Here is a 12,563-nt window from a genome sequence, read left to right as displayed (position 1 = left end):
AGGATACCGGGCGTGGGTCAGGCTGTGCCCGCCTGCGCATCCACCGGTGCGCCGTGGTGCTCGATGCGCAGCTGCTGGATGGCGTCGTCGAAGTCGTCGAGGGAGTCGAAGCCCTGGTAGACGCTCGCGAACCGCAGGTAGGCGACCTCGTCCAGCTCGCGGAGCGGAGGGAGGATCGCGAGACCGATGTCGTTCGCCTCGATCTGCGACGCACCGGTGGAGCGGATGGTCTCCTCCACCTTCTGCGCCAGCACGGCGAGGTCGGAGTCTGTCACCGGACGGCCCTGGCACGCCTTGCGGACGCCCAGCACGATCTTCTCCCTGCTGAACGGCTCGGCGACCCCGCTGCGCTTGATCACGCTGAGGCTCGCCGTCTCCGTGGTGGAGAAGCGCCGGCCGCACTCCGGGCACTGCCGGCGCCGACGGATCGAGAGGCCGTCGTCGCTCGTGCGGGAGTCGATGACACGGGAATCCGGGTGGCGGCAGAAAGGGCAGAACATGGTGACACCGATTCTACCGTCCGGCAGACCCCATCCGGGGGATGCTGCGGTGCTCTAGAGGAAACGCGCGGTCACGGCCTCGCCGTGGGCGGGCAGATCCTCGGCGCCGGACAGGGCGACGATGCGGTCGGCGACCTGCTGCAGGGCAGGCCGGTCGTAGCGGATGACCTGCTGCGGGCGCAGGAACGAGTACGCACCGAGTCCGGACGAGAAGCGCGCCTGTCCGCCGGTGGGCAGCACGTGGTTGGAGCCGGCGAGGTAGTCGCCGAGGCTCACCGGGGAGTGCGGGCCGAGGAAGATGGCGCCGGCGCTCTCGATCCTGGCGAGCACCGCATCCGGGTTCTCGGTCTGGATCTCCAGGTGCTCAGGACCGTACGCGTTGCTGAACGCGGCGGCGGCGGCGAGGTCGTCGACCAGCACGATGGCCGACTGCTGGCCGGACAACGCGGTGCGCACGCGCTCGGAGTGCTTGGTAGCGGACGCGAAGGCCTCCAGCTCCGCGGCCACGCGGTCGGCGAACGCCGGGCTGTCTGTGACGAGGAGGGAGGCCGCCGCCTCGTCGTGCTCGGCCTGGCTGACCAGGTCGGCCGCGACGAACCGCGCATCCGCCGTGTCGTCGGCGATGACCAGGATCTCGGTCGTCCCCGCCTCGGAGTCGATGCCGGTCTGGCCGCGGACGACGCGCTTGGCGGCGGCGACGTAGATGTTCCCCGGTCCGGTGATCACCTGCACGGGATCGAGCCCGATGTCTTCGACACCCCAGGCGAGCGCACCGATCGCGCCTGCTCCCCCCATCGCGTACACCTCGTCGATGCCGAGCAGCCCTGCCGCGCCGAGGATGGCCGGGTGCACCGCTCCCCCGAACTCGCGCTGCGGAGGACTGGCCAGAGCGATGGATGCGACCCCGGCGACCTGCGCAGGAACCGCGTTCATCACGACGCTCGACGGGTAGACGGCCTTGCCGCCCGGAACGTAGAGCCCTGCGCGCTCGACCGGCTGCCAGCGCTGCACCACCGTTGCTCCCGGTCCGATGCGGGTCTCCGCGGCCGGGGGCACCTGCGCCGCCGTCGCCTCGCGCACGCGGGCGATGGCCTCTTCGAGCGCCTCCCGGACGTCGGCGGGAAGGTTCTCGACCGCGCGGTCGATGTCCTCCTGCGGCACCCTGATCGACGCCGGCGCTCCCCCGTCGAACCGCTCCGCCTGGGCGGCGAGGGCGGAGGAACCATGCGCCTTCACGTCGTCGATCAGACCGGAGGCGACGTCGAGTGCGACGGACACATCCACGACGGGACGGGGCACGAGGCGCTGGAACGCGGCACGGGTAGGCTGGATTCCGCGGAGATCAATGGTGTGCATCATGACCAGACAAGACTATCCGCAACCCGGAATAGCCAGGAGCCCACCCGTGCTTGTTGTATACGTATGAATAGTTCGCCGCAGTCTCAGAACCCGACGCCCGAGCAGGCACCGCGGCCGTCCGACCGCATCGAGCCGGATGTCACGCCCGACCTGACCGCGTTCCGCCAGTCGTTCCGCCGGCATGCGGCGGGCGTCGCGATCATCACCGCTCTCGCACAGGACGGCACCCCCGTCGGCTTCACGGCCACCTCGCTCGCGTCGCTGGCCGCCGTGCCGCCGCTGGCGACGTTCAACATCGCCCGCTCGGCATCGAGCTGGCCGGCCATCTCCGAGACCGACCGCGTGGTCATCCACATGCTCGGCGTGCGCAACCGTGCCGTGGCCGAGAAGCTCGCGGGCGACAACGCGCTCCGCTTCGACGGCGACCACTGGTACCCGGGCCCGCACGGCCTCCCCATCATCAAAGACGTGACCAGCTGGATGGTCGGCCGCATCGTCGAGCGCGTCTCCGTGCACAACAACGCGGTGGTGGTCGTCCAGATCGAGGACGGCGAGGTCGGAGACGACGACGCCGCCCTGCTCTACCACGAGCGCCGCTACCTCACCCCCGGCGAAACCGCCTGACCGGCCACTAGACGAGGCAGTTGGGGCCGAGGAGGCCCTTCAGTTCGCCGTAGAGGTCGGCGCTGATGGTGACCGGCTTGGGGACCTCGAAGACGCGCGCGACCTGGCCCTTCACGAGGCGCAGGCGCACCTCGTTGTCGCCCGGGTGCCTGGCGAGCACCTCGGCGAGGGTGGTGACCGTGTCCGTCGTGGCCCGCTGATCCGGCATCGTGATCATGAGGGGCCCCGTGCCGACGCTCTGACCGAGATCGGGCGTCATCAGGCTGAACGCGTGCAGGTTCATCCCGTCGTCGCGGAGGCTGACCCTGCCGCGCACCACGACGATCGCGTCGCCCTGCAGCATCGGCGAGAACTCCTGGTACGCCTTGCCCATGAACATCACGGTCAGCTCGCCGCCGAAGTCCTCGACCTGGATCATCCCGTACTGGTTGCCGGAGGCCTTCGCCACGCGGTGCTGCACGCTCGTGACGAGACCGGCGATCGTGACCGTCTCGCCGTCCTGGATGTTGTCGGAGCCGACGAGGTCGGCGATCGACGTGCTCGCCAGCTTGGCAAGCGGCAGTTCCAGCCCGGCCAGTGGATGGTCGGAGACGTACAGCCCGAGCATGTCGCGCTCGAACGCCAGCTTGTCGCGCTTGCCCCACTCCGGCCGATCCGGGATGTGGTGCTGCGACGCCGTCTGCTCGTCCTCGCCCCAGAGGCTGTCGAAGTCGAAGCCGACATCGCCGTTCGCCTCGTTGCGCTTGATCTTCACCGCGGACTCGACCGCGTCCTCGTGCACCTCGACGAGCGCACGCCTGGTGTGGCCGAGCGAGTCGAACGCGCCGGCCTTGATCAGCGACTCCACCGTGCGCTTGTTGGCAGCGTGGATCGGCACCTTGGTGAGGAAGTCGTGGAAGGAGTCGAACCTGCCCTTGGTCTCCCGCGCCTCCCGCACGCCCTCGACGACGTTCGCGCCCACGTTGCGCACGGCGCCCATCCCGAAGCGGATGTCGGTGCCGACGGCGGCGAAGTAGAGGTTGGACTCGTTGACGTCCGGCGGGAGCACCTTGATGCCCATACGGCGGCACTCGTTGAGGTAGAGCGCCATCTTGTCTTTGGAGTCTCCGACGCTCGTCAGCAGCGCCGCCATGTACTCGGCCGGGTAGTGCGCCTTGAGGTACGCGGTCCAGTACGAGATGACGCCGTACGCGGCGGAGTGCGCTTTGTTGAACGCGTAGTCGGAGAACGGGAGCAGGATCTCCCAGAGCTTGTTGACCGCATCCATCGAGAACCCGTTGTCGCGCATACCGCCCGCGAAGCCCTCGAACTGCTTGTCCAGCTCCGACTTCTTCTTCTTGCCCATCGCGCGGCGCAGGATGTCCGCCTGGCCGAGCGAGAAGCCGGCGACCTTCTGTGCGATCGCCATCACCTGCTCCTGATAGATGATGAGGCCATAGCTGGTGGACAGGATCTCGGCGAGCGGTTCGGCCAGTTCGGGATGGATCGGCGTGATCTCCTGCAGGCCGTTCTTGCGCAGTGCGTAGTTCGTGTGCGAGTTCGCGCCCATCGGCCCAGGGCGGTACAGGGCGATGAGCGCCGAGATGTCCTCGAAGTTGTCCGGCTTCATCAGCCGGAGCAGGGAGCGCATCGGGCCGCCGTCGAGCTGGAACACGCCGAGCGTGTCTCCGCGGGAGAGCAGGTCGTACGCGCCGCGGTCGTCGAGCTCGAGGTCTTCGAGGACGAGCTTCTCTCCGCGGTTGGCCTCGATGTTGTCGAGGGCGTCGTTGATGATCGTGAGGTTGCGCAACCCCAGGAAGTCCATCTTGATCAGCCCGAGCGACTCGCACGCCGGATAGTCGAACTGCGTGACGATCTGGCCGTCCTGCTCGCGCTTCATGATCGGGATGATGTCGATCAGCGGGTCGGACGACATGATGACGCCCGCCGCATGCACACCCCACTGGCGCTTCAGGTTCTCCAGCCCCAGGGCCGTGTCGAAGACGGTCTTGGCCTCCGGGTCGCTCTCCACGACCGCCCGGATGTCCACCGCCTCCTTGTAGCGCGGGTGGTTCTTGTCGAAGATCCCGGTGAGCGGGATGTCCTTGCCCATCACGGGCGGCGGCATCGCCTTGGTGAGCTTGTCGCCCATCCCGAACGGGAAGCCGAGCACGCGCGAGGAGTCCTTCAGAGCCTGCTTGGCCTTGATGGTGCCGTACGTGACGATCTGGGCGACGCGCTCCTCGCCGTACTTCTCCGTGACGTACTTGATCACCTCGCCACGGCGCCGGTCGTCGAAGTCGACGTCGAAGTCGGGCATGGAGACGCGGTCGGGGTTGAGGAAGCGCTCGAAGATCAGTCCGTGGCGCAGCGGGTCGAGGTCGGTGATGCGCATGGCGTACGCCGCCATCGAGCCTGCACCGGAGCCACGGCCGGGGCCGACCCTGATGCCGTTGCGCTTCGACCAGTTGATGAAGTCGGCGACCACCAGGAAGTATCCGGGGAAGCCCATCTGCGAGATGACGCCGATCTCGTAGTCCGCCTGCTTGCGGACCTCCTCGGTGATGCCTTCGGGGTAGCGCTCGTGCAGCCCCTTCTCGACCTCCTTGACGAACCAGCTCTGCTCCGTCTCGCCCTCCGGCACCGGGAAGCGCGGCATGTAGTTGGCGGAGGTGTCGAACTTCACGTCGCAGCGCTCTGCGATGGCGAGCGTGTTGTCGCAGGCCTCGGGGTGGTCGCGGAACAGCTGACGCATCTCTTCCGCGCTCTTCAGGTAGAACTCGTCGGCGTCGAACTTGAACCGGTTGGGGTCGTCGAGCGTCGAGCCGGACTGCACGCAGAGCAGCGCGGCGTGGCTCTTCGCGTCTGCTGCGTGCGTGTAGTGCAGGTCGTTGGTGGCGACGAGCGGGATGTCCAGCTCCTTCGCCAGCCGGATGAGGTCGGCCATGATGCGGCGCTCGATGCCGAGCCCGTGATCCATGATCTCGGCGAAGAAGTTCTCCTTGCCGAAGATGTCGCGGAACTCGGCGGCCGCCTTCTTCGCCTCGTCGTACTGGCCGAGCCGCAGCCTGGTCTGCACCTCGCCGGACGGGCAGCCCGTGGTGGCGATGATGCCCTTGGAGTAGCGGTTCAGCAGCTCCCTGTCCATGCGGGGCTTGAAGTAGTAGCCCTCCGTGGACGCGAGCGACGACATCCGGAAGAGGTTGTGCATCCCCTCCGTGGTGGCCGCGAACATCGTCATGTGCGTGTACGCGCCGGAGCCGGAGACGTCGTCGCCGCCACCGTCGCCCCACCGGATGCGCGTGCGGTCGGTGCGGTGCGTGCCCGGCGTGAGGTACGCCTCCGTGCCGATGATCGGCTTGATGCCGGCCTCGGTGGCGGTGCGCCAGAAGTCGAAGGCGCCGAACATGTTGCCGTGGTCGGTGACGGCGACGGCGGGCATGCCCTGCTCAACGGCGGCGTCGACGAGCGGTTTGATGCGCGCGGCACCGTCGAGCATCGAGTACTCGCTGTGGACGTGGAGATGGACGAAGGAGTCGGTCGGCACTGTTTCTCCGGGTCGAGGTGAGGGCTTAAGACTACGTCGGACCTACGACGCGCGGAGCACGTCGAGAGCGTGTTGCAGATCCTCCGGGTATGTCGTGGTGAAGGTCACCCACTCCCCCGTCGACGGATGCTCGAACGCGAGCTGCACGGCGTGCAGCCACTGCCTGGTGAGGCCGAGCCTGGCCGACAGCGTGGGGTCTGCGCCGTACATGGCGTCACCGACGCACGGGTGCCGCTGGGCAGCCATGTGCACACGGATCTGGTGGGTGCGCCCGGTCTCCAGGTGCACTTCGAGCAGGCTGGCCGACGGGAACGCCTCGATGGTCTCGTAGTGCGTCACCGACGGCTTCCCGCCCGCGACGACCGCGAACTTCCAGTCGGACTTCGGGTGGCGGCCGATCGGCGCATCCACGGTGCCGACCAGCGGATCGGGGTGGCCCTGGACGACCGCGTGGTAGATCTTCTCGACGGTGCGGTCGTGGAACGCCCGCTTGAGGTGCGTGTACGCCCGCTCGGACTTGGCGACCACCATCAGGCCGCTCGTGCCCGCGTCGAGCCGGTGGACGATGCCCGCCCGCTCCGCGGCACCGGAGGTGGAGATGCGGAACCCGGCGGCGGCGAGGGCGCCGAGCACCGTCGGTCCCTCCCAGCCGGCTGCCGGATGCGCTGCGACGCCGACGGGCTTGTCGATCACGACGATGTCGTCGTCGTCGTGCACGATCGTGAGCTCGGGCACCGCGATCGGGACGATCTTCACTTCGGTCTTCGGCTGCCAGCTCACCTCGAGCCAGCTCCCGGCGGAGAGCCGGTCGGACTTGTCGACCTGGCGGCCGTCGACGCTCACGCCGCCCGCCTCGGTGATCTCGGCCGCGAAGCTGCGGGAGAAGCCGAGGAGCTTGGCGAGGCCCGCATCCACCCGGGAGCCTTCGAGGCCGTCCGGGATGGGGAAACTCCGGGATTCCATGGCTAGCCGGCTGGCTTGTCGTGCGGGTCGGGCTCCGCCTCGGCGGCGACGGCTTCCGCCTCCGCCTCCTCCTCGTCGTCCGTGCGCTTGCCGTCCAGGCCGATGCCGCGGATCGTGAGGATCAGGAACAGCACCATGCTCGACACGATGGCCACGTCGGCGAGGTTGAAGATCGCCGGCAGGAGCGGGATCTGCAGGAAGTCGACCACGTGGCCGACCCCGAAGCCCGGCTCCCGGAAGAGCCTGTCCGTCAGGTTGCCGAGCAGGCCACCGAGCAGCAGTCCGAACAGGACCGCCCAGGCCGCCGACCGGATGCGCGGGGCGTACCAGATCACGAAGCCGAGGACACCGACGCCCACGATGGAGAAGATCCAGGTGGACCCGCTGCCGATGGAGAACGCAGCTCCCGCGTTCTTGACGAAGTTGAACTGCAACAGCTGGCCGAGCACCTCGACCCGCTGACCCTCATACAGGTTCTGCACCACCAGGACCTTGGCGATCTGGTCGACGAGGTACACGACGAGCGCGACGACGCCGAGGACCGCCAAGGCCCGGATGCTGACCTTGGCGCGGGAGGTACTAGCCTCCAAAGCCGGGGAAGACCGGGGGCTGCTGGCCCTGGTCCTGGCCGCTGGCGTTGTCGCCTGCGTTGGCGGAGACCGGGGCGGGGACCGCACCGGAGTTGACGTTGGCCGACGCGTCCTGCGAACCGGTGCGCGGCGCTGCGTAGCTGCCCGTGCCGGAGACCGACGAGCTCTCGAGGTCGCGGAGCTGGCCCTCGATGTAGCCCTTCAGCTTCTCGCGGTACTCGCGCTCGAACGAGCGGAGGCCGTCGATGCGGCTCTCGAGTGCCGTGCGCTCCTGGTCGAGGGCGCTGATCTGCGCGCGCTGCTTCGACTCGGCCTCTGCGACGATGCGGGCGGCGGTGGCGTGCCCCTCCGCGATCAGCGAGTCGCGCTTCTCGATGCCCTCGCGCACGTGCTCCTCGTGCAGGCGGCGAGCCAGCTGCAGGAGGTTGTTGGTGCTGTTCGGGTCGGAGGCGTTGGCGTCCGGCGCGGTGTACGCGGCCGATGCCCCGCCCGCTGCCGCTGCCGCTGCGACGGGAGCCGCTGCGGTCGCGGGGGCGGCCTGAGCGGCCTGCTGCGCTTCCGCGAGGCGCTGCTTGAGCTCCTCGTTCTCCTTCTGCAGGCGAGCGACCTCGCCGTTGTCGGCCGCGGGGGCCGCCGCGACGGGAGCCGGGGCTGCGCCGCCCTGACCACCGCTGCGCTGCAGTTCGGCGATGCGCGAATCGCTCGCCACGAGGCGCTGCTTGAGCTCCTCGTTCTCCTGGTTCAGACGACGCAGTTCGACGACGACCTCATCGAGGAAGTCATCGACCTCGTCCTGGTCATAGCCCTCACGGAACTTCGTCGGTTGGAACCGCTTGTTGACTACATCTTCCGGAGTCAGCGCCATGGCAAGCCACCTTAGATCTTGGGGTACGAACAAAAATTGCGTTCAGCCAACGCTAGCAAAGAGCGCTGGGGGTGCGCACTCCGCCGTCGCTCATCGGTCGTCGGCTCGTCAACACTACATCCCGAGCAACGCCCGACTGGCGACCGACTCTCAGGTAAGTCCGACAGTCACGTACAGGCCGATGATGACCACCAGCATGGTGAGGCTCCAGCCGAAATCGATCGCGATCGGCCCCATCGACAGCGGCGGGATGATCCTGCGGAAGAACTTGATCGGCGGGTCCGTCACGACGTATGCGGACTCCGCGAGCACCAGGCCGAAGCCGCGGGGGCGCCATCCCCTGCTGAAGGTGCGCACCAGGTCGAGCACGAAGCGCGCCCAGAGCACGAAGAAATAGATCAGGAGCAGGTAGTACGCCACAGTGGCGACGATCGCGAGGACAAACACGAGTCTCAGTATGGACGAAAGCGCGCCGCCCCAGCTGGGAACGGCGCGCTCTCGGAGTGTCTGCGGCTATCGTTTCGCTCTCGGCGAAGCGGGCTCAGGCGTGGGTGAGGACTCAGGCCTGGGCGAAGAAGGAGGCGTCGACCTCCGCGTCCTGGCCGCCGTGCTCGCCGGAGACGACGACGTGCGACGGGGACAGCAGGAAGACCTTCGGCGTCACGCGCTCGATCTTGCCGTAGAGGCCCTGCGAGAGGCCGCTGGCGAAGTCGATCAGGCGGCGCGCGTCTCCTTCGCTCATCTGCGACAGGTTGATGATCACCGGGATGCCTTCGCGGAAGGATTCGGCGATCGCCTGGGCGTCGCGGTACTGGCGGGGGTGGACCGTGAGGATCTCGTTCATTTCCTGTACCGAAACATTCCGTGCGGTGGACGATTTGCGCAGCGGGGTCACCGGAGCGCGACCGGCCACGGGAGCGACCGGTGCAGGGTGGGGGACGGGCGCGACGGGGGCCGGGTGCTGCTGCGGCGCCTGCTGGCGCTGCGGCTGCTCCTGAGCCTGCTCGTCGTACTCGAGCTCTTCGTCGGCGAGGCCGAGGTAGACCATCGTCTTCTTCAGCGGGTTGGACATGCGATCCTCCGTGTAGACCTGTGCGCCGTCGCTTTCCAGGCACGACGAACTTTCTCTTCGAGATTAACCGGGCTGCGGGCGATTCCCGGTAATGGCGGTGCCAATACGAAGGTGTGTCGCCCCTTCCGCGATGGCGTCCGCGTAGTCCTGCGACATCCCGGCGGAGATGCTCACCGCGTCCGGCGCGATGCGGCGCACGCGCTCGCTCGCCAGCAGGACGCGCTCGAACGCCCGCCTCGGCTGCTCGTCGATCGGAGCGACGGCCATCACACCGAGCAGGCGCAGCCCGGGTGTGGCGAGGACGTGGTCGACCAGCGGTTCGAGATCGCGGTCGGCGACGCCGCCGCGTGCCGGGTCGTCGGTGAGGTTGAGCTGCACGAAGCAGTCGACGTCCGACTCGTCGGAGCGCAGAGCATCCACCAGCGACACGCGGTCGACCGAGTGGATGACGGACGCGTACGCACGCGCCTGCCTCGCCTTTTTGCTCTGCAGCTGCCCGACGAAGTGCCAGCGCAGGTCGAGGTCGGCGAGTTCCGCCGCCTTGGCCTGCGCCTCCTGGTGGCGGTTCTCCCCCACGTCGTGCACGCCGAGCCCGGCAAGCTCGCGCACGAGCGACGCCGGATGGAACTTGGTGACGACGATCGTCGTCAGTTCCTCCGGCGAACGCCCGGCGGCGCGGGCGGCATCGTCGATGCCGGCCCGCACGGCGCCGAGCCGCTCGGCGAGCGGGCTACTTGAGGAAGTCGGGGATGTCGAGGTCGTCATTCTCGTCGTCGAAGGCTGGGTCCTTGGGCGCGGCGTCGGACACGGGGCTCTCCCCCGCCGACCAGGCGTCGGTGGACGGGGATGGGATGTCCTCGGCGTCGAGCGCAGCGGTGCTCGCCAGTCCGTCGTCGTCTCCGGCCTCCACGAAGGTGGTGCGGCGCGCTTCGGCGAGCTGCGTCTTGGCGTTCGGCTCTCCTCCGTCGAATCCGGCGGCGATGACCGTCACGCGCACCTCGTCACCGAGGGTGTCGTCGATGACGGCGCCGAAGATGATGTTGGCCTCCGGGTGCACGGCCTCCTGGACCAGGCGGGCGGCGTCGTTGATCTCGAAGATGCCGAGGTTCGAGCCACCCTGGATGGAGAGCAGCACGCCATGGGCTCCGTCGATGCTCGCTTCGAGCAGCGGGGACGCCACGGCGAGTTCCGCCGCCTTGATAGCACGGTCGGCGCCGCGCGAGGAGCCGATGCCCATGAGCGCGGAGCCCGCGCCCTGCATGACCGACTTCACGTCGGCGAAGTCGAGGTTGATGAGGCCCGGGGTGGTGATGAGGTCGGTGATGCCCTGGACACCGGCGAGGAGCACCTGGTCGGCGGTGGAGAACGCCTCGAGCATGCTGATCCCGCGGTCGCTGATCTCCAGCAGCCGGTCGTTCGGCACCACGATGAGGGTGTCGACCTCTTCCTTCAGGCGCTGCACACCGGCCTCCGCCTGCTCCGAGCGGCGCTTGCCCTCGAAGCCGAACGGCTTGGTGACGACACCGATGGTGAGCGCGCCGATCGACTTGGCGATGCGCGCGACGACGGGCGCGCCGCCCGTGCCGGTTCCGCCGCCCTCGCCCGCGGTGACGAAGACCATGTCCGCGCCGGCGAGCGCTTCCTCGATCTCCTCCGCGTGGTCCTCCGCAGCACGGCGGCCGACCTCGGGGTCCGCTCCGGCGCCGAGCCCGCGGGTGATCTCACGGCCGACGTCGAGCTTGACGTCCGCGTCGCTCATCAGCAGTGCTTGCGCATCCGTGTTGATGGCGATGAACTCGACGCCGCGAAGCCCGAGTTCGATCATCCGGTTGACGGCGTTGACGCCGCCACCGCCGATGCCGACGACTTTGATCACGGCGAGGTAGTTCTGATTTGATGTCACGTCCGGCCTCCACTGGGAACCTTCAACCTCAAGTCGAGGCTTAAAGTTATGCTCAGTATGCAATTCTTGATTCGACGTTAGGTGCGCACGGGCTCAGCCCCCGTAGCGCGCGGGGCGTGTCGGAAAAGTCGGCACGCATCCGGGCGATCTCGCCCTATCCCGTCGTCACGCTGTGCGGCGACGAGACATCGAAGGTGCTCGCGTTGGATGCGCTCTTCAACAGGGCGGACAGGTCCGCCGCCTTCAGATCCGAGTCCTCCGCGCTTCCCCACACCACTTTCGCACCGCTGTCGCGCAGAGTGAAGCTCACATCGTCCGCCGTCGTCGCCGAGATGGTGTCCACCCGCGCGAGCAGGTCGGCGGGAAGCGCTCCGAGCACCTCGGCGGCCGCCGCGAATCCCGACTTGGCGTCGCGCTCCGCCGCAGCACCGGATGCGGTGATCAGCGGGTAGCCGTCCTGCCTGGCCTGAGCGGTCGCGATCGACACCTTCGCCGCATCCACCAGGGTGAAGGTGTTCCCGCTCTGCAGCACGCCGATCGGCTGGCGTTCGACGATCCTGACGACGATGGTGTTCGGCGGGTGGCTCTCGACGCTGTAGCTCCTGATCAGCGGGAACGCGGCCAGGTCGCCGCGGATCGCACCCTGGTCGACGAGCGGGAGCGGTTTGCCGAGCTGGTCGGAGAGCGCCTTCTTCACCGCGGAGACGTCGAGCCGGGAGGTTCCCGTGACGTCGATCGTGCGCAGCGCCATCAGCGGGGAGAACGCGGTCAGTGCGACACCGAGCACGAGCGCGACCACCACGCCGGCGGCGGAGAACCAGGCGATCTTCCTGCGCCTGGACCGCTTGGTGAAGCGGCGGACCTCCCCGCGCTCGACCTTCGCCCTCTCTTTCCTGGCGCGGCGCAGCTCGCGGCTGATCTCGCGGTTGGAGGGAAGGCGATCGTACGCGTCCGCGTGGCCTGTGGAGGGCTGCTGCGCCGTCTGCTGTGTCGTCTCCTGGGCGGCGGGCTGCTCATCCACCCGCGGCGGGATGATCGGGATGGGCTCGGTCGTCGCCGTGCTGCGCGGAGCCCTCCGCTCCGGCGCCTGCTGGGTCGGCGGTGCGACCGGCGGCTGCGCGGAGACAGCCGACGGGTCGAACCCCTGGGGACGCTTCACGA

12 protein-coding genes are annotated in these 12,563 nt (G+C 68.4%); 1 reads left to right on the top strand and 11 read right to left on the bottom strand.

Annotation, left to right across the window (positions count from 1 at the left end; all coding sequences use genetic code 11):
• Positions 1 to 17: 17 nt before the first annotated feature.
• Entirely contained in the window at positions 18 to 500 is a 483-nt protein-coding gene (nrdR, locus tag AC1ROC_RS01030; protein WP_085367944.1) for a transcriptional regulator NrdR, read from the bottom strand.
• 54 nt (positions 501 to 554) lie between these two features.
• Complete coding sequence (gene hisD, locus AC1ROC_RS01025; protein WP_492997538.1) at positions 555 to 1,859, bottom strand: histidinol dehydrogenase; 1,305 nt, start codon at positions 1,857 to 1,859, stop codon at positions 555 to 557.
• Between the two features lie 63 nt (positions 1,860 to 1,922).
• On the opposite strand from hisD, the gene AC1ROC_RS01020 reads away from it, so the two are divergent.
• Positions 1,923 to 2,483, top strand: coding sequence for a flavin reductase family protein (locus AC1ROC_RS01020; RefSeq protein WP_168689641.1), 561 nt, complete (start codon positions 1,923 to 1,925; stop codon positions 2,481 to 2,483).
• 7 nt (positions 2,484 to 2,490) lie between these two features.
• Here the strand turns inward: AC1ROC_RS01020 and dnaE are convergent, their stop codons facing one another.
• From dnaE to AC1ROC_RS00975, 9 genes are all read right to left on the bottom strand, one after another.
• Positions 2,491 to 5,961: a DNA polymerase III subunit alpha gene (gene dnaE, locus AC1ROC_RS01015; RefSeq protein WP_492998895.1), complete on the bottom strand. Its 3,471-nt coding sequence runs from the start codon at positions 5,959 to 5,961 to the stop codon at positions 2,491 to 2,493.
• A 90-nt stretch (positions 5,962 to 6,051) separates the two neighbouring features.
• The gene (locus AC1ROC_RS01010; RefSeq protein WP_085367952.1) at positions 6,052 to 6,972 is read right to left on the bottom strand and encodes an RluA family pseudouridine synthase; all 921 of its coding nucleotides are present in this window, start codon (positions 6,970 to 6,972) and stop codon (positions 6,052 to 6,054) included.
• A 2-nt stretch (positions 6,973 to 6,974) separates the two neighbouring features.
• Positions 6,975 to 7,520 (bottom strand): signal peptidase II, encoded by a 546-nt coding sequence (lspA, locus tag AC1ROC_RS01005; protein WP_085367954.1) that lies wholly within the window; start codon positions 7,518 to 7,520, stop codon positions 6,975 to 6,977.
• 31 nt (positions 7,521 to 7,551) lie between these two features.
• Positions 7,552 to 8,427 (bottom strand): DivIVA domain-containing protein, encoded by an 876-nt coding sequence (locus AC1ROC_RS01000; protein ID WP_168689644.1) that lies wholly within the window; start codon positions 8,425 to 8,427, stop codon positions 7,552 to 7,554.
• Positions 8,428 to 8,577: 150 nt separating this feature from the next.
• The gene (locus AC1ROC_RS00995; RefSeq protein WP_085367958.1) at positions 8,578 to 8,874 is read right to left on the bottom strand and encodes a YggT family protein; all 297 of its coding nucleotides are present in this window, start codon (positions 8,872 to 8,874) and stop codon (positions 8,578 to 8,580) included.
• A 112-nt stretch (positions 8,875 to 8,986) separates the two neighbouring features.
• Complete coding sequence (locus tag AC1ROC_RS00990) at positions 8,987 to 9,499, bottom strand: cell division protein SepF (protein ID WP_085367960.1); 513 nt, start codon at positions 9,497 to 9,499, stop codon at positions 8,987 to 8,989.
• Positions 9,500 to 9,562: 63 nt separating this feature from the next.
• Positions 9,563 to 10,264, bottom strand: coding sequence for a YggS family pyridoxal phosphate-dependent enzyme (locus AC1ROC_RS00985; RefSeq protein ID WP_168689645.1), 702 nt, complete (start codon positions 10,262 to 10,264; stop codon positions 9,563 to 9,565).
• Complete coding sequence (ftsZ, locus tag AC1ROC_RS00980; protein WP_085367964.1) at positions 10,230 to 11,402, bottom strand: cell division protein FtsZ; 1,173 nt, start codon at positions 11,400 to 11,402, stop codon at positions 10,230 to 10,232. Before ftsZ ends, AC1ROC_RS00985 begins: the two co-directional genes overlap by 35 nt.
• Positions 11,403 to 11,556: 154 nt before the next feature.
• Positions 11,557 to 12,561: an FtsQ-type POTRA domain-containing protein gene (locus AC1ROC_RS00975; RefSeq protein WP_492997529.1), complete on the bottom strand. Its 1,005-nt coding sequence runs from the start codon at positions 12,559 to 12,561 to the stop codon at positions 11,557 to 11,559.
• Positions 12,562 to 12,563: the final 2 nt, after the last annotated feature.

This window comes from Leifsonia sp. GW821-FHT13C05, assembly GCF_058806515.1.
The sequence above is the reverse complement of the archived record's forward strand: the minus strand, read 5'-3'. Positions and strand labels throughout refer to the sequence as shown.